Source organism: Flavobacterium sp. Sd200, from assembly GCF_009826935.1.
Lineage (GTDB): Bacteria > Bacteroidota > Bacteroidia > Flavobacteriales > Flavobacteriaceae > Flavobacterium.
Genome location: NZ_WUMN01000003.1, coordinates 40,813 through 62,490, shown reverse-complemented (window position 1 = coordinate 62,490; position 21,678 = coordinate 40,813). Strand labels below are relative to the sequence as shown.

Annotated in this window: 22 protein-coding genes; 18 read left to right on the top strand and 4 right to left on the bottom strand. The window is 40.6% G+C overall.

All coding sequences use genetic code 11. The features are described 5' to 3' along the window. Positions 1-49: 49 nt before the first annotated feature. A complete protein-coding gene (gene odhB, locus GR160_RS09600) occupies positions 50-1,288 on the top strand; it encodes a 2-oxoglutarate dehydrogenase complex dihydrolipoyllysine-residue succinyltransferase (protein WP_160749665.1) in 1,239 nt (412 codons plus the stop codon). A gap of 91 nt (positions 1,289-1,379) precedes the next feature. On the opposite strand, the gene GR160_RS09595 is transcribed toward odhB, so the two are convergent. The 3 genes from GR160_RS09595 to GR160_RS09585 all read right to left on the bottom strand — a co-directional run bounded on the left by GR160_RS09595 (position 1,380) and on the right by GR160_RS09585 (position 4,197). Further along, a complete protein-coding gene (locus GR160_RS09595; protein ID WP_160749664.1) occupies positions 1,380-2,465 on the bottom strand; it encodes a type I restriction endonuclease in 1,086 nt (361 codons plus the stop codon). A gap of 222 nt (positions 2,466-2,687) precedes the next feature. Next, positions 2,688-3,035, bottom strand: a complete 348-nt coding sequence (locus tag GR160_RS09590; protein WP_160749663.1) for a toxin-antitoxin system YwqK family antitoxin — start codon at positions 3,033-3,035, stop codon at positions 2,688-2,690. Positions 3,036-3,201: 166 nt separating this feature from the next. Next, positions 3,202-4,197 carry a TlpA disulfide reductase family protein gene (locus GR160_RS09585; RefSeq protein ID WP_160749662.1) on the bottom strand — a complete coding sequence of 332 codons (996 nt, stop codon included), beginning with the start codon at positions 4,195-4,197 and terminating at the stop codon, positions 3,202-3,204. Positions 4,198-4,387: 190 nt separating this feature from the next. Between GR160_RS09585 and aspS the strand changes: the two genes are divergently transcribed. From aspS to GR160_RS09500, 17 genes are all read left to right on the top strand, one after another. Then, positions 4,388-6,133 carry an aspartate--tRNA ligase gene (gene aspS, locus GR160_RS09580; RefSeq protein ID WP_160749661.1) on the top strand — a complete coding sequence of 582 codons (1,746 nt, stop codon included), beginning with the start codon at positions 4,388-4,390 and terminating at the stop codon, positions 6,131-6,133. Between the two features lie 107 nt (positions 6,134-6,240). Further along, a complete protein-coding gene (locus GR160_RS09575; RefSeq protein WP_160749660.1) occupies positions 6,241-6,924 on the top strand; it encodes a porin family protein in 684 nt (227 codons plus the stop codon). A gap of 204 nt (positions 6,925-7,128) precedes the next feature. After that, positions 7,129-7,326, top strand: coding sequence for a cold-shock protein (locus GR160_RS09570; protein WP_160749659.1), 198 nt, complete (start codon positions 7,129-7,131; stop codon positions 7,324-7,326). Between the two features lie 295 nt (positions 7,327-7,621). Next, on the top strand, positions 7,622-7,987 hold the full coding sequence (locus tag GR160_RS09565; RefSeq protein ID WP_160749658.1) for an NADH-quinone oxidoreductase subunit A: 366 nt from the start codon (positions 7,622-7,624) through the stop codon (positions 7,985-7,987). A gap of 62 nt (positions 7,988-8,049) precedes the next feature. Continuing rightward, complete coding sequence (locus GR160_RS09560) at positions 8,050-8,601, top strand: NADH-quinone oxidoreductase subunit B (protein ID WP_160749657.1); 552 nt, start codon at positions 8,050-8,052, stop codon at positions 8,599-8,601. A 3-nt stretch (positions 8,602-8,604) separates the two neighbouring features. Next, positions 8,605-9,135 (top strand): NADH-quinone oxidoreductase subunit C, encoded by a 531-nt coding sequence (locus tag GR160_RS09555; protein ID WP_160749656.1) that lies wholly within the window; start codon positions 8,605-8,607, stop codon positions 9,133-9,135. A gap of 21 nt (positions 9,136-9,156) precedes the next feature. After that, a complete protein-coding gene (locus GR160_RS09550) occupies positions 9,157-10,392 on the top strand; it encodes an NADH-quinone oxidoreductase subunit D (RefSeq protein WP_160749655.1) in 1,236 nt (411 codons plus the stop codon). A 97-nt stretch (positions 10,393-10,489) separates the two neighbouring features. Beyond that, positions 10,490-11,032, top strand: a complete 543-nt coding sequence (gene nuoE, locus GR160_RS09545) for an NAD(P)H-dependent oxidoreductase subunit E (protein WP_160749654.1) — start codon at positions 10,490-10,492, stop codon at positions 11,030-11,032. Positions 11,033-11,034: 2 nt separating this feature from the next. Next, positions 11,035-12,405 (top strand): NADH-quinone oxidoreductase subunit NuoF, encoded by a 1,371-nt coding sequence (gene nuoF / locus GR160_RS09540; RefSeq protein WP_160749653.1) that lies wholly within the window; start codon positions 11,035-11,037, stop codon positions 12,403-12,405. A 100-nt stretch (positions 12,406-12,505) separates the two neighbouring features. Continuing rightward, a complete protein-coding gene (locus GR160_RS09535; RefSeq protein ID WP_160749652.1) occupies positions 12,506-13,549 on the top strand; it encodes a 2Fe-2S iron-sulfur cluster-binding protein in 1,044 nt (347 codons plus the stop codon). An 84-nt stretch (positions 13,550-13,633) separates the two neighbouring features. After that, positions 13,634-14,668, top strand: coding sequence for an NADH-quinone oxidoreductase subunit NuoH (gene nuoH / locus GR160_RS09530; protein WP_160749651.1), 1,035 nt, complete (start codon positions 13,634-13,636; stop codon positions 14,666-14,668). Between the two features lie 36 nt (positions 14,669-14,704). Next, entirely contained in the window at positions 14,705-15,250 is a 546-nt protein-coding gene (locus GR160_RS09525; protein ID WP_160749650.1) for an NADH-quinone oxidoreductase subunit I, read from the top strand. Positions 15,251-15,253: 3 nt separating this feature from the next. Continuing rightward, positions 15,254-15,757, top strand: coding sequence for an NADH-quinone oxidoreductase subunit J (locus GR160_RS09520; protein WP_160749649.1), 504 nt, complete (start codon positions 15,254-15,256; stop codon positions 15,755-15,757). 1 nt (position 15,758) lies between these two features. After that, entirely contained in the window at positions 15,759-16,079 is a 321-nt protein-coding gene (gene nuoK, locus GR160_RS09515) for an NADH-quinone oxidoreductase subunit NuoK (RefSeq protein WP_160749648.1), read from the top strand. A gap of 6 nt (positions 16,080-16,085) precedes the next feature. After that, positions 16,086-17,966, top strand: a complete 1,881-nt coding sequence (nuoL, locus tag GR160_RS09510; RefSeq protein ID WP_160749647.1) for an NADH-quinone oxidoreductase subunit L — start codon at positions 16,086-16,088, stop codon at positions 17,964-17,966. 9 nt (positions 17,967-17,975) lie between these two features. Further along, positions 17,976-19,421: a NuoM family protein gene (locus GR160_RS09505; protein ID WP_160749646.1), complete on the top strand. Its 1,446-nt coding sequence runs from the start codon at positions 17,976-17,978 to the stop codon at positions 19,419-19,421. Then, on the top strand, positions 19,421-20,827 hold the full coding sequence (locus GR160_RS09500; protein ID WP_160749645.1) for an NADH-quinone oxidoreductase subunit N: 1,407 nt from the start codon (positions 19,421-19,423) through the stop codon (positions 20,825-20,827). Before GR160_RS09505 ends, GR160_RS09500 begins: the two co-directional genes overlap by 1 nt. A 77-nt stretch (positions 20,828-20,904) precedes the next feature. Here the strand turns inward: GR160_RS09500 and GR160_RS09495 are convergent, their stop codons facing one another. Then, positions 20,905-21,660, bottom strand: a complete 756-nt coding sequence (locus tag GR160_RS09495) for an NUDIX domain-containing protein (RefSeq protein ID WP_160749644.1) — start codon at positions 21,658-21,660, stop codon at positions 20,905-20,907. Positions 21,661-21,678: the final 18 nt, after the last annotated feature.

The following is a 21,678-nucleotide window of genomic DNA, read 5'->3' as shown; positions in this document are numbered from 1 at the left end:
GTATTTTTGATTTTCAATAATATAGCAACACCAATAAAATTATACTGATATGATTTTAGAAATGAAAGTTCCTTCACCGGGGGAATCTATTACAGAAGTGGAAATAGCAACATGGCTGGTTAAGGACGGAGATTATGTAGAGAAAGACCAGGCTATTGCCGAAGTAGACTCGGACAAAGCAACCCTTGAGCTTCCTGCCGAAGTAGCGGGTATTATTACATTAAAGGCAGAAGAAGGCGATGCTGTAAAAGTAGGACAGGTTGTTTGTCTTATTGATACTGACGGCGCAAAACCGGATGGTGCTGCACCTGCAAAAGAAGAGAAAAAAGAAGAAGCCCCTAAGGCTGAAGAGAAAAAAGAGGCTCCAAAAGCTGAAGCTCCAAAAGAAGCCCCGGCTGAAAAAAGCTATGCAAGCGGTACACCATCGCCGGCAGCTAAAAAAATACTTGACGAAAAAAGCATTGACCCTGCAACCGTTAGCGGCACAGGCAAAGGCGGACGCATTACTAAAGACGACGCTGTAAATGCTAAAGCTTCTATGGGCACGCCAACAGGCGGCAACCGTGGCAGCGAGCGCACTAAACTTTCTATGCTTCGCCGCAAAGTGGCAGAGCGTTTGGTTGCTGCTAAAAACGAAACAGCCATGCTTACTACATTCAACGAAGTAAACATGACCCCAATAAACAACATCCGTAACGAATATAAAGATGCCTTTAAAGCAAAACACAATGGTTTAGGTTTAGGCTACATGTCATTTTTTACAAAAGCAGTTGTAAGGGCTTTACAATTGTTCCCGGATGTTAACTCAATGATCGATGGCGATTTTAAAACAAGCTACGATTTTGCTGATATTTCTATTGCAGTATCTGGTCCTAAAGGATTAATGGTACCTGTTGTAAGGAATGCCGAAACCCTTTCTTTCCGTGGTATTGAGGCAGAAATAAAACGTCTTGCTCTACGTGCCCGCGACGGACAGATTACTGTAGATGATATGACCGGTGGTACATTTACCATTACTAACGGAGGTGTATTTGGAAGTATGCTTTCTACACCAATTATCAACCCTCCGCAGTCTGGTATCCTTGGTATGCACAACATTATTGAGCGCCCAATTGCTGTTAAAGGCAAGGTAGAGATACACCCAATGATGTATGTGGCACTTTCTTATGACCACAGGATAATCGATGGCCGTGAGTCGGTTGGTTTCCTTGTAGCGGTTAAAGAAGCCCTTGAAAATCCGGCTGAACTACTTATGGATAACAATCCTAAAAAAGCATTGGAGCTTTAATATAAAGTATTCAATCAAACATAACAAACCCCATTTAGCATTGCTAAACGGGGTTTTTAATTCGCGTTCTATTGTGTGGTGTTGGTAATCTTCAGGCTGTTTCTTTTGCTTTTTCGTAGCTGTCAATAACTTTAAATAATACATCTGAAAAATTAAAGAGGTCGTCGAGAGATGCTATTTCGTTTCGCACTTCTTTACGTTGCTCATCGAGTGTAACAAAATATTTTTTAGCGCCGTTAAAGTACAGCCTGCAAATGGTTTTACGGTTATTATCATCAAGCAGTATGGCAAAATAAGACTGGGCATCTCGATAAGCAATCCTGCCTATCGGTATTTTTTGCCTCAATATCGTCTTTATTATCATAAAGCCTTCCAACTCTTCATTAGTAGTAACTATCTGACTGTTATTAGAACTCTCTGTAGCCTCTATCAAAGCCGCATCCTGCTCCTGTATTACAGCATTCTCTTTAGTCAGTGCCAATTTTAATCGCTCAGTAATAATATCGCTTACATACTGTTGCAGTGAATTTTTAGTAAGGCTGGTAAATTGCTCTAAAACTTTTGCTGTAATAACGCTTGGATAAACCTGTTTGGCAAAATGTTTTACAAAATCTACTCCGGGGTTGGTAAATTCCGAATGTATCAGTTTTTTAAGCTCACTTGTATATTTAAGGTTGCTTGCCGTATTTACAATATTTTCAAAATCATAATGGGCTTTATGAAACTTCTTTAACTCTTCAATCTGGTTATCTTTAATATCGGTAATGTCGAATGAAAAAAATGGTTTTTCATCCATTTTGTTAGGCTCAATAAGGTCGGTATAAAACCTGTACTCTATACCATTTGTAAGAATAGAGAACTTCGCTTTAGTGGTATGAAAATACCTGAATAATTGGGAAGCATTGTTTACGTTAAGCGGTGCAGCATGATGTTTACATTCTATCAATATGATAGGTTCTCCATTTTGCATAATGGCATAATCAATTTTTTCTCCCTGCTTTATCCCAATGTCGGCAACAAGCTCCGGTGTAACTTCAAAAGGGTTAAAAACATCATATCCAAGTTCTTTAATAAATGGCATTATAAAAGCATTTTTAGTAGCCTCCTCTGTATTTACCTGAGCCTTGAGTTTTTCAACCCTATCGCCAAGTGCCTTAATTTGATTTTTAAAGTCCATTATATTGCTGTTTTATTGTTACTTACTATATGCAAACTCCTAACAACTATCACCACAGACCCCAAACTTACACCGCATCAAACTTTTAAAAATAAGGGAAACCTTATTTTGAGTAAATAATTTAAATATTTCTCAAGAAGGCATAAAACAAAAATCCCGGACAGCAATTGCTGTCCGGGATACGTAAGCCATAAAATATGGCTAATTTGAAACCAATAATAATTATTTGTTTACTGCAACTGCGTTGGCAGACCATTTTTTAATATCGGCCACCCTGCTGTTACTGTAATCTACCTCGTTTAATACAGAGCCCGTCCAGAAAAACCATTTACCGGTTTTTTGTCCGTTCTCATATTCGCCCATACTTTGTTTAGTGCCGTCTTCATTATATGAAACCCAAGCACCATGGAGCTTACCATCTTTATAAAAACCACTTTGTTTTACAGCACCATTATCATAATAATAGGTACTCTTTACTAATTGATCTGTTATTTCGTGTTTAGGTTTTATATTTTGGGCAGATAATACACCTGCAGTTAGCATAAGTCCGGCTACAAAAATCTTTTTCATATCTCTTTACTGTTTAACGTTATACATGTTCTCTATACAAATGTAAATAATTAATTTACACAAAAAACACATTTTGGTAACAATTTGGTAACATTGAGAAAAACTTAACATTGGAACAATAAAAAAGCCCTGCAAAAAGCAGAGCTACAACACTTTAAGTGTTTTATTACTTAAGCAGTTTGTCAAGTTGCGCCTGTAGTTCCGGATCAGACGGACGTTTTGCATCGGCATCAACCACATTGCCTTTAGGATCGATCAATATAAAGCGTGGAATAGAATTAATACCATAAGCCTGTATAAAATCAGATTTCCAGTCTTTATCCGCAAAAAGCTGAACACCGCCTAAACTTTGGCTTTCAACCATTTTTTTCCATTTATCATGATCTTTTGCAGTATCTACAGATATACTCGTAAACACTATGTTCTTTCCATGATATTTTTCTTCCACTTTTTTAAGGTGCGGAATTTCCTGACGGCAAGGCCCACACCATGTTGCCCAAACATCAATATACACATACTTGCCTTTAAACTCTTCAAGCTTAGTAGCTCCGCCTTTCGCATTTTCATAAGCAAAAGATGGCGACGGTTTGCCCACAAGTTTTTTTGCAGCAAGAGCCTGCTGTACCATAGCGGTAAGTTGTTGTTTTTCTCCCGATGCCTGTGCTTTAAGCAAATTCCTGAACGGCTCATCATAAGCAGCATCATTTGCTACAGACTCAGCAGATTTTACACGCTCGTCGATAAGCTTGTTAAGTGCATCTGTATTGCCTTCCTCCAAATATTTATTAAGGTTTGTACCAAAAGCCTCTTCGCCCAACGTGCGCTGTGCTAAATAATTGTTCTCCTTCTCGCCCGCACCTTTAAATTTAATGGTCTCATCAAATTGTTTGGCATCCATGGTCATGTCAAGGTCAAAACCATTTTTAAGGTAAAGCGTAGCATATTCAGACCCATCAAAAAGCTGATACACCCCTGTTACCACACTAAAGCTATCTGCAAAATTACCTTTGGCATCGGCCTTTAATGTTTTTGTAAAAGTGCGCGAACGTATAACCAGCGAATCGCTGTTGCGGTTTTGTATGGCAGCTTTAAATTTTACTGCATCTGCCTGTGCAAAAACACCTGTGGCAGCAAAAAGCAATCCTAAAAATATCTTTTTCATTAACGTGTTATTAAATTGTTCTGTAAAAATAAGAACACGTTTTAATATATACACCGCTATCAATAAATATTTATACGTAAGTTAATTGTTTTAACATTATTGACTGCACATGTTATGCATACAAAAAATGATGATTGTACTATACATAAGAACATAATATAATTAAATTTGCAGCAAAATTTTAAACATAATGTACAGAAGCCATAATTGTGGGCAGCTTAATGCCTCTCATATCAACCAGGAAGTAACATTAGCCGGATGGGTACAAAAAACCCGTAACAAAGGATTCCTTATATGGGCCGACCTTAGAGACCGATATGGCATAACCCAATTGATATTTGACGAAAGCCGCACCGACAAGGCCGTTTTTGAACTTGCTGCCACGCTTGGGCGTGAGTTTGTTGTACAGGTAAAAGGAACGGTTATAGAGCGCGAAAGCAAAAACGCCAACATGGCAACCGGAGAAATAGAAATACTGGTTAAAGAATTAACCATTCTTAATGCCGCACAGGTGCCTCCTTTTACTATTGAAGACGAAACAGATGGAGGTGAAGACATCCGTATGAAATACCGTTACCTCGACATTCGCCGTAACCCGGTTAAAAACAGCCTGCTGTTTAGACACCGTGTAGCAATGGAGGTGCGCAACTATTTATCTAAACAGGGCTTTATAGAAGTTGAAACTCCTGTACTTATTAAATCGACACCGGAAGGTGCACGCGACTTTGTAGTGCCAAGCCGCATGAACGAAGGGCAGTTTTATGCCCTGCCGCAATCGCCGCAAACTTTTAAACAGTTGCTTATGGTGGGCGGTATGGATAAATATTTCCAGATCGTAAAATGTTTTAGAGATGAAGACCTTCGTGCCGACCGCCAGCCGGAGTTTACACAAATTGACTGCGAAATGAGCTTTGTGGAGCAGGAAGATATTATACAAACCTTTGAAGGACTGGCAAGCCACCTGCTTAAAGAAGTTAAGGGCATTGAGACAGGCGCTTTCCCTAGGATGACTTATGATGAGGCCATGAGAAAATATGGCAACGACAAACCGGATATTCGTTTCGGGATGGAGTTTGGAGAACTTAACGCCGTTGCACAGCATAAAGATTTTGCCGTGTTCAACAGTTCAGAGCTTGTTGTAGGTATTGCCGTTCCGGGAGCTGCAAGCTATACCCGCAAAGAAATAGACGGACTTATTGAATGGGTAAAACGCCCACAGGTAGGTGCCAGCGGAATGGTATATGCTAAATATGAGGCAGACGGAACACTAAAATCATCGGTAGATAAATTTTATGACCAGGCAGACCTTTTACAATGGGCAGAAATTACAGGAGCCAAACCGGGCGACCTTATATTAGTATTGAGCGGAGATGCCAATAAAACCCGCGCACGCCTTAGTGCCCTGCGCATGGAGCTTGCAACACGCCTGGGCTTAAGAAACCCAGAAGTTTTTGCTCCGCTATGGGTAGTAGACTTCCCTCTATTGGAATGGGATGAAGAAAGCGAGCGTTTCCATGCCATGCACCATCCTTTCACGTCGCCAAAGCCGGAAGATATCGCATTGCTTGAAACCAATCCGGGTGCAGTGCGTGCCAATGCCTATGACCTTGTATTGAACGGAAACGAAATTGGCGGTGGTTCTATACGTATACACGACAAAGCAACACAATCGCTAATGTTTAAATATCTTGGTTTTACAGAAGAAGAGGCCAAAGCACAGTTTGGTTTCCTTATGGATGCATTTCAATATGGCGCACCACCACACGGTGGGCTTGCCTTTGGTTTCGACAGGCTTGTAGCAATACTTGGCGGCCAGGAAACTATTCGCGATTTTATTGCGTTCCCTAAAAACAACAGCGGCCGAGATGTAATGATCGATGCGCCAAGCACCATAGACAACAAACAACTTGACGAGTTGCACATCAGGCTGAAATAAAAAAATAAACCTATTTTTCACAGTGTTCTATCCGCTCCGTAAGCTTTATAAAAGCCCGTAGCAGGATAGAGCACTTTTTTTTTTAAGTGTATAACCTATCTTATCAAATGAAAAAAAATTTAATAGTTTTTCTATCTACACTATTACCTATAATCGCAACATCACAGGAAACAAAAACACCAAACAATATAAAATTTGGCGTACAGGCCGGAGTGACCTATGCCGGGATTCGGGGCAATGAAAAGGCAAAATCAAATGATTATGCTATAGATTTTACCGCAGGTATATCTATTGAAGCCCCAATAAATGAAAAGTTTTCAATTTTGGGAAACCTCAATTATGAAGCGTTAAGTTTTACAAATACAATTTCACTCTTTTCTTCAAACGAGTGGCTACCAGATCCTAATGATCCATCATTCAGAGAGGGAATTCTGGACACAAGATTTACATTACACTATTTAAACCTTCCCTTAAATATAAAATATTATATAGGCAAGAACAGACTGTATTATGTAAATGGTGGTGTATTTGCAGGAATCCTTTTGGGAGAAACATTAAGAATAGATAGGACTATAGTAAGCGATAGATCAGGCTCGCTGTATAAAGACCTCAATTTTGGTATAAATTTAGGTATCGGTACACGTATACCTGTTAATAGCACCAACGACATCAATATAGAGTTAAGAAACAATCTTGGGCTCAGCAACATTGGCGATGTACCTACAATAAACGGCGGCAGCGTTAGAACCAACTCTGTAAATTTAACTGTAGCATGGCAATTTGGACTGTAAGCACATTGCTTCATTTAGAAATATTTTCCGGCATAAAAAACCGCAAATCTTTGTAAAAAAAGTCACTCAAACTGTAATATTTTTTACAACATAATAAAAAATTCAGTTTTAAAATAATTATTTTTCATTTTTTTTAACATTTCGTTTTGCGGTTTCAGAAATAATTCTACCTTTGATGTATTATTAATTTTTTTTATTACCAGAATGCGAACAGGCAAAGTTAAATTTTTTATTGAATCTAAAGGTTACGGATTCATAACTGACGATGAAACAGGACGTGACATTTTTGTACATGCCACAGGATTAAACGGTGAAAACCTACGTGAGGGCGACAAAGTGAGCTACGTTGAAGAAGACGGCAAAAAAGGTAAAGTTGCTGCGCAGGTAGCAGCTATAAGCTAATATACAACCATATTACTTTAAAACCTCTTTACAATCACAAAGCCATCTGTTTAACAGGTGGCTTTTTTAATAAAAATCATCACTAATCGCATCAATCGACCGTGTTTTTTAGCAAAAACGCAGTATTCAAAAAACACTTCTGCCAACTTTACAGAAATCGATTGCTTTGAGGATTTGATTTTTATTTAGAACCAATAAAAATTGCGGTTTTATTTGCAATCTCTCAATAAAACCTTGATTTTTTTTCGGGACGACCTGTATATTTGTGAATAATTACACAATAAACCTTCAGGTCATGAACACCAGTCAGGCTGATTATTTCCCTATATTAATGCAAACGCTGCTTGCCATTGGCTTTGTGGCAGGAACAATATTTGTTTCAGGACTACTTGGCCCTAAAAGAAACTCTAAAAACAAAGACAAAAACTTTGAGTGCGGTATCGAATCTGTTGGTAACGCACGCATCCCTTTCTCTGTAAAATATTTTTTGGTAGCCATACTTTTCGTTCTTTTCGACGTAGAAGTAATATTTATGTACCCATGGGCGGTTAACTTCCGTTCTATGGGCGTAGAAGGGCTTCTAAAAATGGGCATCTTTATGTTCCTTCTTGTTGTGGGCTTCTTTTATGTAATGAAGAAAAAAGGCCTTGAGTGGGAATAAACCAGGCATCATGAGGCATGCTTTTTGCAGCCTATCTGCTGATGATCAAAAACTAAATTACAATGAGCAATTCAAAAGATATTAAAATAGTAGATGCCCCTCCGGGAGTAGAAGGCAATGGCTTTTTTGCCACCCAACTCGATACGGTTGTGGGTATGGCAAGGGCAAACTCGCTTTGGCCTTTGCCGTTTGCAACTTCATGCTGCGGCATAGAGTTCATGGCTACCATGGCAGCACATTATGATGTGGCACGTTTTGGGTCTGAACGTATGAGTTTTTCGCCGCGTCAGGCCGACATGCTTTTGGTAATGGGCACCATTGCCAAAAAAATGGCTCCTATTTTACGTCAGGTTTACGAGCAAATGGCAGAGCCTCGCTGGGTTATTGCCGTTGGTGCCTGTGCATCATCCGGTGGGGTGTTCGACACCTATTCTGTGCTTCAGGGTATTGATAAAGTAATTCCGGTAGATGTTTACGTGCCAGGCTGCCCACCAAGACCGGAACAAATTCTGGACGGTATCATGACACTTCAGGATATTGTAAGGAACGAATCGGTAAGGAGAAGAAGTTCTCCTGAGTATAAAGAACTATTGGCTTCTTATAACATTACATAAATAATGGCTTTAGAAACATCTGTAATAGAAGAAAAGCTTACTGATAAATTTGGCGATAAAGTAACCGGATTTGTCATTATCAAAGATATACTGTCGTTTGAGGTTGAGGCGGGCGCAATGCACGATGTAATGCAGTACTTAAAAGAAGATGCACTGCTTCGCTTTAATTTTTTGACCGATGTGTGCGGCATCCATTATCCGGATAACGAGGTTAACAGGCAGTTTGCCGTTACCTACCACATGCACAACTGGTACGACAACGTTCGCATTCGCTTTAAAAGCTTCCTTAACGGAGAGGCACCCGAAATTGACTCGGTAACCGACCTTTATCTTGGAGCCAACTGGCAGGAACGCGAAACATACGATTTTTACGGCATCATATTTAAAGGACATCCTCAGTTAAAAAGGATCCTTAACATGGATGAGATGGTATCGTTCCCTCTGCGCAAGGAATTCCCACTGGAAGACGGTGGGCGTACAGACAAGGACGACCGTTTCTTTGGCCGTAAAACTGATAACGTGAATAACAATTAACCGGGAATAAATTATTATATAATGTCAGACCTGTTATTACCACCGGAGCATCGCTATGCCAAGATGATCGAGCAAAGAAAGAATGAAGACGGCAGCGAACTCTCTATATTAAACCTTGGCCCTACCCACCCCGCTACACACGGCATCTTCCAAAACATTCTTTTAATGGATGGCGAAAGAATACTGGATGGCGAAGGAACTGTAGGCTACATACACCGCGCTTTTGAAAAAATTGCCGAGAACAGGCCGTTTTATCAAATAACACCACTAACTGACAGGATGAACTACTGCTCATCTCCCATTAACAACATGGGCTGGTGGATGACGTTAGAAAAGGCACTGGACATAGAAGTGCCTAAGCGTGTGCAGTATTTAAGGGTTATTGTTATGGAACTTGCCCGTATTGCCGACCATATTATATGCAACTCGGTTTTAGGAGTAGATACAGGTGCCCTTACAGGCTTTTTATATGTTTTTCAGTACCGCGAAAAAATATACGAAATATACGAAGAGATATGCGGTGCCCGCCTTACTACAAATATGGGTCGCATAGGTGGTTTTGAGAGGGACTGGAGTCCTGCCGCCTTTAAAAAAATAAACGATTTCCTTGAAGAGTTCCCGGCTATATGGTCGGAGTTTGAAAACTTATTAGTGCGCAACCGTATTTTTATGGACCGTACTATTAATGTGGGGCCAATATCTGCCGAAAAAGCTATGAGCTATGGTTTTACAGGCCCTAACCTGCGTGCAGCGGGCATTGATTATGATGTGCGCATTATGCAGCCTTACAGCTCTTATGAAGATTTTGATTTTAATGTTCCTGTAGGCCAATCGGGCGACACGTATGACAGGTTTTGCGTTCGAAACGCCGAAGTATGGGAAAGTCTTAGCATTATTAAACAGGCACTGGCTAAATTGCCTGAAGGACCTTACCACGCAAATGTGCCGGATTATTACCTGCCTCCAAAAGAGGAAGTGTACAACAATATGGAAGCGCTTATTTATCACTTTAAGATAGTGATGGGTGAAGTTCCGGTTCCAAAAACAGAAGTATATCATGCCGTAGAGGGCGGTAACGGAGAGCTTGGCTTTTACCTTATAACCGATGGAAGCCGTACACCATACAGGCTTCACTTCCGCAGGCCATGCTTTATATATTACCAGGCGTTTAACGATATGGTTAGGGGCCAAATGCTGTCGGATGCTATTGCAACACTGTCGAGCCTTAATGTAATTGCAGGAGAATTAGACGCATAGAGTTGTTTTAAATTTTGAATTACGAATTTTAAATTACGAATTGAAATTGGCAATGCCATTTAAAATTCAAAATTTAGAATAAAATAGAAACAGAAGGATGGAGATTAGTCACATACATCAGGAAATAAACATAACACCAGCCTTGCAGGCCAGGATAGACGAACTGTTGAGCCACTACCCTGCCGACAAAAGGAAATCAGCATTGCTGCCTGTACTGCATGACGTGCAGGATGCGCATGACAATTGGCTGAGCATACCATTGCAGGATAAAGTTGCCGAAATATTAGGCATAAAACCGGTAGAGGTGTATGAGGTAGTAACATTTTACACCATGTACAATCAAAAGCCCATAGGTAAATTTATGTTTGAGTTTTGCAGGACATCCTGCTGTGCTGCACGTGGTGCCGAGAACCTGATGGACTATACCTGCAACAAGCTTGGCGTTAAAGAAGGCGAAACAACAGCAGACGGCATGTTTACCGTAGTTGGTGTAGAGTGCCTTGGTGCCTGTGGCTATGCACCTATGCTTCAGTTGGGCGATTTTTACAGAGAGAACCTTACTCCGCAAAAAATGGACGAACTAATAGAAGACTGCCGCGCGGGTAAAGTAGATTTACATAAACTGACCATTACTCAATAACGATGGCTACAAAGATATTATTAGAGCATATAAACGTACCGGGTATAAAAACCTATGAAGTGTATCGCCAGCAAGGTGGATACCGCTCTGTAGAAAAGGCCCTTAAAGGCATGACACCGGACGAGGTGGTGGAAGAAGTAAAAACCAGCGGTCTTCGTGGTCGTGGGGGTGCGGGTTTCCCTACCGGAATGAAGTGGAGCTTTATCGATAAAAAATCGGGCAAGCCAAGGCACTTGGTTTGCAATGCCGACGAATCAGAACCTGGAACGTTTAAAGACCGTTTTTTAATGGAGTACATTCCGCACCTTTTGATAGAAGGAATGATTACTTCGAGCTACGCATTGGGGTGTAACCTGAGTTATATTTACATTCGTGGCGAATACATGTGGGTTTTCCGCATATTGGAAAAAGCAATTAAAGAAGCCTATGCCGCCGGATGGCTGGGCAAAAATATATTAGGTACAGGCTGGGATCTTGACCTGCACGTGCACTGTGGTGCCGGAGCCTATATTTGTGGCGAAGAAACCGCACTTATTGAATCGTTAGAAGGAAAAAGGGGCAATCCAAGGATAAAACCTCCATTCCCTGCTGTTAGTGGTTTGTGGGCTAACCCAACCGTGGTAAACAATGTAGAATCTATTTCGGCAGTGCCATGGATTGTAAACAATACCGGTGCAGAGTATGCTAAAATTGGTATAGGGCGCTCTACGGGCACAAAATTATTCTCTGCATCCGGCCACTGTAAAAACCCGGGTGTTTATGAAATAGATATGGGGCTAAGCGTGGATGAGTTTATGAACTCTGATGAATACCTTGGCGGTATGATGGACGACAGACCTTTAAAAGGTTTGATTCCCGGAGGATCTTCAGTACCAATATTGCCATCACATCTTATTTTTAAAACCGCAGCCGGAGAAGACCGCTTAATGACCTACGAATCGCTTGCCGATGGTGGATTTGCAACAGGATCTTCATTAGGTTCGGGAGGCTTTATAGTATATAATGATACAACCTGCGTGGTGCGCAATACCTGGAACTTTAGCCGTTTTTACCATCACGAAAGCTGCGGACAATGTTCGCCATGCCGTGAAGGCACAGGCTGGATGGAAAAAGTATTGCACCGCATAGAGAACGGCCACGGCCGCGAAGAAGATATAGATTTGCTGTGGGACATACAGCGCAAAATAGAAGGTAACACCATTTGCCCACTGGGAGATGCAGCAGCATGGCCTGTGGCAGCAGCCATTCGCCACTTTAGGGACGAGTTTGAATATCATGTTCGTTTTCCTGAAAAAATTAAAAATCGCGACCATTTTGTAAATGAGCCTTTTGAAAAAGTAAGGCATTTGGTGGCGAAACAGGCAGTGATATAAGCCCCTCCCGACCTCCCCAAAGGGGAGGAGACTGGAGACGAAAAGTATAATAATTAAACATACCCGAGTTCCCCCTTTGGGGGTTAGGGGGCTGATAAAGATGAAAGTAACAATAGACGGCCAGGAAATAGACGTAGAACCGGGGACCACCATCCTGCAGGCTGCGCGCAAAATAGGCGGCGAGAGCGTTCCGCCAGCCATGTGCTATTACTCTAAACTTAAGGGAAGCGGTGGTAAATGCCGTTGCTGCCTGGTAGAAGTATCTAAAGGCAGTGAGGCCGACCCAAGGCCAATGCCTAAACTTATGGCTTCGTGCGTAACGGGCTGTATGGATGGCATGGAGGTCAAAAGCATTACTTCTGAAAGGGTTGTAGATGCACGTAAGAGCGTAACCGAATTTCTTTTAATTAATCACCCACTGGATTGCCCTGTGTGCGATCAGGCAGGTGAATGCGACCTGCAAAACCTTAGCTTTAAGCATGGTGCAGCCAAAACCCGCTTTATTGAAGATAAACGTACATTTGAGCCCGAGAATATTGGTCCAAACATACAGCTTCACATGAACCGCTGCATACTTTGCTACCGCTGTGTTATGACAGCAGACCAGCTTACTGACAACCGTGTGCATGGCGTAATGAACAGGGGCGACCACTCGCAAATATCTACCTGTATTTCGAAAGCTATAAATAATGAGTTCTCAGGAAATATGATCGATGTGTGCCCTGTAGGCGCACTTACCGATAAAACATTCCGTTTTAAACAAAGGGTATGGTTTAACAAGCCTTACAATGCACACCGCAACTGTACAAAATGCTGTGGTAAAACCACTCTGTGGATGTTTGGTAACGAAATACAAAGGGTTACTGCGCGTAAAGACGAATATCATGAAGTGGAGGAATTCATTTGCAACGAGTGCCGCTTTGACCATAAAGATACTGCTGACTGGGTTATTGAAGGACCACGCAAGTTTGAAAAAGACTCTGTTATCAACCAAAATAATTACACCCGTCAAATTAAACCTGTAGTTATAGAGACTGAACACAACATACTTTTAGGCCGCGATATAGACCGCAAAAAAATAAGTATGACCGAAGTTCCGCTAAAACCCGAAGAACAAAAAGTATTAAACGAAGGTAACGTATAAGTTGGTTTACGGTTGATGGTTATTAGTTGTTGAAAGCTCAGCAACTTTTAAACTTTAAACGTTCAAACTTTAAACTAATAAGAAATGGATAGTGCAATAATTATAGAAAAAGGCATTTTTATAGTGGTAATATTTGCCATTACCATGCTTTTTGCCATGTATGAAACCCTTGCCGAGCGAAAAATTGCTGCCTGGCTACAGGATCGTATAGGGCCTAACCGGGCAGGTAAAGGTGGTATACTGCAGCCACTTGCCGATGGTTTAAAACTTTTTTCTAAAGAAGAGTTTTTTCCTGATACGCAAAACAAGTTCCTTTTTATTGTAGGCCCGGCCATATCAATGACCACTGCATTAATGACCAGCGCGGTTATTCCGTGGGGTGATAAGTTGCAGATATTTGGCAGAGATGTTATCCTTCAGGCTACAGATATTGATATTGCAATGCTGTATGTTTTTGGTGTACTATCGGTTGGTGTTTACGGCATCATGATAGGCGGATGGGCATCAAACAATAAATTCTCGCTAATGGGTGCCATGCGTGCCTCATCTCAAATGATATCTTATGAGGTTGCCATGGGTCTTGCCATAATTGCACTGGTAATGATGACAGAATCGCTATCATTAAGAGACATTGCAGCAGGACAGCACGAATGGCGTTGGAATATACTATATCAGCCAGTGGGTTTCCTTATCTTTTTAGTATGTTCTTTTGCAGAAACGAACCGTACTCCTTTTGACCTTGCCGAGTGTGAGGCCGAGTTGATTGGTGGATATCACACCGAATATTCGTCAATGAAAATGGGCTTTTACCTGTTTGCCGAATATGCCAGTATGTTTATATCATCTACCATACTTGCGGTGTTATATTTTGGTGCTTACAACTATCCGGGTATGGACTGGGTAGAGGCCAACTGGGGTGTTAACCCTGCAAATATTATTGGCATTGCAGTATTGTTTGCTAAGATATGTTTCTTCATATTCTTTTATATGTGGGTGCGTTGGACGATTCCGCGCTTTAGGTATGACCAGCTAATGAAACTTGGATGGAAAATGCTTATTCCGCTTGCTATTGCAAACATTATTGTAACGGGCGTTGCCATATTGTTTTTTGATAAATAAGAAATTTTATACCCTAATAGGTTAAATCGACACATCATGTCTATACAAACCATATCATTATCGGGAAAGAAAAAAGAGGTATCTAACAAAAAGATGACCTTTTTAGAAAGCCTTTACCTTGTGGCAATTGCCAAAGGACTTATGATTACCATAAGGCACCTTTTTAAAAGAAAGGTTACCATTAAATATCCGGAACAAACCCGCGAGCTTAGCCCTGTTTACCGTGGCCAGCACATGCTTATGCGCGACGACGAAGGACGCGAACGCTGCACAGCCTGTGGTTTGTGTGCCCTCTCCTGCCCTGCCGAAGCCATTACTATGAAAGCCGAAGAGCGCAAGCCCGAGGAGAAACACCTTTACAGGGAAGAAAAATATGCTTCTATTTATGAGATAAACATGCTGCGCTGTATTTTTTGCGGCCTGTGTGAGGAAGCCTGCCCTAAACAGGCTATCTATCTTACAAAATCGCGTGTTATGGTAAAATCTAACAGCGACAGGGAAGATTTTATTTACGGAAAAGACAAATTGGTTATGCCGCTTGACATGGCCATAAGGAACACCCAAATGCAAACGGCCAACTAAACCATGCTAACACTATTTTACATCTTATCGGCTATTACCTTGGGAACGGCTTTTTTAACCATCCTGAGCAAAAACCCAATCCATAGTGCCATTTATCTTATTCTTTGCTTTTTCTCTATAGCCGGGCACTACCTAATGTTTAACGCTCAGTTTTTATTTATAGTACACATTATAGTTTACAGTGGGGCTATTATGATTCTGATGCTGTTTACCATAATGCTCATGAATCTTAATAAAGAAGACGAGCGAAACAAACCGCTGCTTTCGCGCATTGCCGCAGCCGTTGCCTTTGGCCTTGTAGCACTTATACTACTTGCAAGTTTTATAAAATCGCAACCGGTAATCGAACAATATAAAGTTTCAGGACAGGACTATCAGTCTATCAAAGTACTTGGGCATGTATTGCTAAACGAATACATTATTCCGTTTGAGTTTGCATCAGTATTGCTTTTGGTATCTATGATAGGTGCTGTACTGCTATCTAAAAAAGAACACATAAACGGTTAGTATGGAAAATATTTTACAGGAAATAGGTATAGACAACTACATTTACCTTTCTACACTTCTTTTTTGTGTGGGCGCTTTCGGAGTATTATACAGGCGCAATGCCATTGTAATGTTTATGTCTATAGAGATTATGCTTAATGCCGTAAACCTGCTTTTGGTAGCTTTTTCTACCTACCATCAGGACGCCGCAGGTCAGGTATTCGTATTTTTCTCTATGGCAGTTGCCGCTGCCGAGGTAGCCGTTGGGCTTGCCATACTTGTGGCGGTGTACCGTAACCTTAACGGTATTGATATAGATAACTTAAAGAATTTAAAAGGATAACGCCTAATGGATACAAATTTGGCCTTACTATTATTATTTGCCCCATTTGTCGGGTTCCTGATCAATATTTTCTTTGGTAAAAAGATAAGCAAAACACTATCAGGCACATTGGGCACGGTAGCTGTTGCCGTTTCGTTTATTACAACGCTTGTTTTCTTTTTGCAGGTAATGAGCACTAAAGAGCCAGTTATGGTTAACCTGTTCCAGTGGCTTACATTACAAAATTTCAGCGTAGATTTTAGCTTTCAGTTAGACCAGCTTTCGTTGCTGTGGCTTATGTTCGTTACCGGTATTGGTACACTGATACACGTATATTCTATAAGCTATATGCATGATGACGAAAACCTGCATAAGTTTTTTGCCTACCTCAACCTTTTCGTGTTCTTTATGATAACGCTTGTTATGGGCAGCAACCTCCTTATAATGTTTATAGGCTGGGAAGGTGTTGGACTTTGTTCGTACCTGCTTATCGGTTTTTGGTATAAAAACCAGGACTATAATGATGCAGCCAAAAAGGCTTTCATCATGAACCGTATTGGCGACCTTGGTTTCCTTATAGGCATCTTTATTCTTGCTTATCTGTTCCACTCTGTAGAATATAATGTTATTAAAACAGAACTTGACAACCAATGGCCTGTAGACCAAACGTGGCTGGGTGTTGCCATGCTGTGCCTGTTTATTGGTGCTTGCGGTAAAAGCGCGCAGATACCATTATACACATGGTTACCCGATGCGATGGCAGGGCCAACTCCTGTATCTGCACTAATACACGCGGCTACAATGGTAACGGCAGGTATCTTTATGATTACAAGGCTAAACTTTTTATTTAACCTTACACCTGATGTACTTGAAATAATAGCTGTTGTTGGAGCAATAACATCGCTCATTGCAGCATCTATAGGGCTCGTACAAAACGACATTAAAAAAGTACTGGCTTATTCAACGGTATCTCAGTTAGGTTTGATGTTCCTTGCCCTTGGGCTTGGTGCCTATGAGGTAGCAGTATTCCATGTAATAACACACGCTTTCTTCAAAGCATGCTTATTCCTTGGTTCGGGTTCTGTAATACATGCATTGCATGGCGAACAGGACATGCGCAACATGGGCGGTCTTCGAAAAGTAATGAAGGTTACATTTATTACTTTCCTTATTTCAACTCTTGCCATATCAGGATTGCCTCCATTCTCCGGGTTCTTTTCTAAAGACGAAATATTGCTAACGGCTTTCCACCATAATAAAGCGTTGTGGGTTATAGGCTCTTTAGCATCGATAATGACGGCATTTTATATGTTCCGACTGCTGTATCTTACTTTCTATAAAGAATTCAGGGGTACAGAAGAGCAGAAACACCATTTGCACGAGTCGCCTGCTCTTATTACTTTCCCATTAATAGTTTTGGCGATACTTGCCCTTGTTGGAGGAGCAATAAGCCTTCCGGGCATGAGCTGGCTTAACGAATATTTAGCCCCGGTAATTGCCAAACCAGCAGTACATGGGCACCTTGGCACTACAGAATATGCACTTATGGGTGTAGCAGTGGTTGGTGCACTGATAGGTATAGGTGTGGCGTATGCCAAATACATTAAGAAAGGCGAAGTACCACCACAGGACAGCGAAATTACAGGTGTTGCAGGAGTATTGTATAACAAATATTATGTAGATGAAATTTATACTGCAATAATTGTAAAACCTATATATGCTATAGGCAGCTTCTTTAAAAATGTTATCGAAACAGCCATTTCGGCATTTATTTACGGCTTAGGAAAAACAGCTATAATGCTGGGCAACGAGGGTAGGTCATTGCAAAACGGAAGCGTAGGTTTTTATCTTTTGGTTTTTGTATTGGGTGTTTGTTCAATAATTGGCTATATATTTCTGGCAAAATAATTCATACTAATGGACGTATCTTTTATACTTATTGTTTTATTGTTTGGCGCAGGAGCCACTTATTTTGTAGGCGATAAATGGGCCTCTAAAGCGGCACTTATTTTTAGCCTTGCAGCTTTCGCGGCAACGGTATATATAACCTATTTGTTTACTGCAGGCGAAAATGTTAGCACCTTAAAATTATGGATTAAATCGCCAAGAATATTCCTTGCCTTTAGGGCAGACGGGCTGTCTTTACTCCTAACGTTGCTTACAACTGCCTTGACCCCGGTAATCGTATTTACTTCTTTTGGCAACCTTTTCCCTAAAACAAGGGCATTTTATGCACTTATACTTTTTATGGCATTTGCCATGGCCGGAACCTTTTTGGCTGTAGATGGTTTGCTGTATTATATTTTCTGGGAACTTTCTCTGATACCGATATATTTCATAGCATTACTTTGGGGTAGCGGAAATGCCGAAGAGCGAAAAAAAGCAGTAGTTAAATTCTTTATCTATACTTTTGCCGGCTCGTTATTTATGCTTGTTGCATTTATATTCCTGTATCAAAGAACGCAATCGTTCCTTAATTTCCATTTATACAATGCAATGATCACTCCACAGGAACAAACCTGGATATTTTTTGCGTTCTTTTTGGCCTACGCTATTAAAATTCCAATTATACCGTTCCATACATGGCAGGCAAATGTGTATCAAAAAGCACCTGCCGCTGGCACCATGCTCTTATCGGGTATTATGCTTAAAATGGCTTTATACAGCATTATAAGATGGCAGTTGCCTATTGCTCCAATAGCTGCAGTTCAGTATAAATATATTATTGTTGGCCTTTGTATTGCAGGGGTTATATATGGTTCTGTACTTGCACTGAAACAAAATAACCTTAAAAAACTTCTTGCCTACTCGTCTCTTGCCCACGTTGGGCTTATAGCTGCCGGAAATTATACGCTTACCTTAGACGGCCTTCGCGGAGCAGTGATACAAATGCTGGCGCACGGTGTTGTTGTGGTAGGGCTATTTTTTGCTGCCGAAGTTATTGAACGCAGGTTTGGCACACAGCAAATAGATGAAATGGGAGGCATACGCATACAGTCGCCTAAGTTTACCTCTATGTTTATGATATTGGTACTGGCATCTGTTGCATTGCCCGGAACCTTTAACTTTATAGGAGAATTTGAGTTGCTTTACAGCCTTGCCCAAATTAATATATGGATAGCCGTTATTGGCGGAACCACAATTATCCTTGGAGCATTTTATATGTTGAGGATGTTCCAGCAGGTAATGCTGGGCGAAAAAAATGTAAAAGCATTTACAGATGTAACCTTTAACGAAGGGCTTGCGTTTGTACTGATCATTGGGGCACTTTTATTCTTTGGCTTGTACCCGAAACCCATAGCCGATTTTGTGACCCCTGAGCTGGAAAAGATTTTAGTTTACATAAACCGATTTAATAAATAATGGATATTTTAATAGCTATTGCAGGATTAGGTATAATATGCCTTGTAGCTGAGATTTTTAACCTTAGAAAAATCATCGTGCCTTTTACAGTGGCAGGACTTATTGCTCTATTGGGTTATACGGGTGCAAAAATATTCAGTAAAAACCCTGATATTCTGGGTACGGGCTTAGACGGAGCTCCGTATAACAGCATGATGGCATCAGACAAATATGGTCTTGCCTTTAGCGCATTATTTATATTGATCAGTATATTTTTGGTGGCATTAAGTCCGGAATTTCACAAAGAACACAAAGCAAAACTATCAGATTTTGTAGCTATAAAACTATTTTTGCTTACAGGAGCTATAGCCATGGTATCGTTTACAAATCTGGCTATGTTCTTTTTAGGTATAGAAATACTTTCAATATCATTATATGTTCTTGCAGCAAGCAAGCCTAAAGATGTAAAAAGCAATGAAGCCGGTATGAAGTACTTTCTGATGGGAGCTTTTGCTTCGGGCATCATACTTTTTGGTATTGCACTTATATATGGCGCAACAGGAACATTCAACATGCTCGACATTAATGCCCTTAACAGGGAGGCACTCCCTACATGGTTTGCCATAGGAACTGTGATGATGATAATTGGCCTTATGTTTAAAATTGCAGCAGTGCCCTTCCATTTTTGGGCACCGGATGTATATGAAGGCTCTCCGGCTCTAACTACTGCAACCATGAGCACATTGGCAAAAGTAGCGGCAATGGCATCATTATTTAAATTGGCTACAACACTAAATGCACACGTTCCCGGATTATTAACAACTATAAATCTCCTGGCTGTATTGTCTATGACAGTGGGTAACCTTTTGGCATTAAAGCAAACAAATGTAAAACGTATGCTTGCTTTTTCAGGTATATCTCATGCGGGTTATATGTTGTTAGCATTCCAGTTTCTTAATCTGACAACTTCGCAGGGCAACCTGTTGTTTTATGCAACAGGATATGCACTAGCAGGTATAGCCGCTTTTGCAGTAATACTATCGGTTTGCGGCAGCAAAGGAAACGAAGACATATACAACTTTAACGGCCTTGGCAAAACACACCCTCTACTGGCGGGCGTACTTACATGTGCATTGCTGTCTATGGCCGGGATACCTATTTTTTCAGGATTCTTTGGTAAACTGTTCCTGTTTGGACAGGTGCTTGAAAAAGGCCGACTGATACTTGTAGTAATAGCAGTAATAAATTCAATAATAAGCATTGGATATTACTTTAAATTAATCCTGTCTATGTACACTCAGGAAAGTACAACAGAGACAGAAAAAACTACTGTACCATTTGTATACAGTGCAGTGGCTGTACTATCTATAGCCATTAATATTGCTATAGGTCTTTATCCTCAGTTTATACTTGATCTGATAAAATAATACGAATTACCCCATAAACAAATGGCGTTTTGCAGACTGCAAAACGCCATTTGTTTTATACGAAAGAAACTTTAAGATTACCAGCCCTCTTTGAAACCTTCTTTGAGAGCGGCAGTATATTTTTCTACATTAAATTTATAAAGGTTTGGCGATTTGTGTGCCCCACCCTTGCGCGATTCGTCCTGCTTGTCTAAAATGTCATAACCAATCATCTTACGGTAAAAATTACCCCTGTTTAGCTTTTTCCCTAAAATGATCTCATACAATTTTTGCAACTCGGGCATGGTAAATTTCTCAGGCAGCAGCTTATCTCCAATAGGCTCATAATTTAGCTGGCGCCTAAGCGTTACAAGAGCTTTATCGAATATTTCCTTATGATCCATCATCATATCCTGAAGTGCGTCGATATCAATCCACTCGCAGGCTTCAGAGAACACATCTGTAACAGGAATAACATCAGCAAAATTGACCAATGCATAGAACCCTACCGATAAAAAGCGTTGCTTATGCCACAAATTATCGTCATAATCTTCAAAGAAATATTCAGAGCGGTTAAGATCAGTAAAAATTTTAAACTGCTGTAAAAAGATATCCCCTGCCCCCGTACGCTCCTTAAGGATGCGATTAGCAGCATCGTTTATAACTTCCTGTTTGCCCATATAGCCACCCGGAAGCCCCCACTTATCCTGGCCTTTTACTTTAAGCAGTAAAACTTTTAGTGCCGAATTATGAAAACCAAAAACAACACAATCTATAGAGATATGCGGAATATATTCTTTCCATGCCATCTCAGACCATTCTTCCAATAAAACCCTAAAGCTCTTTTCCTGCATTTATAATAATCTATTTTA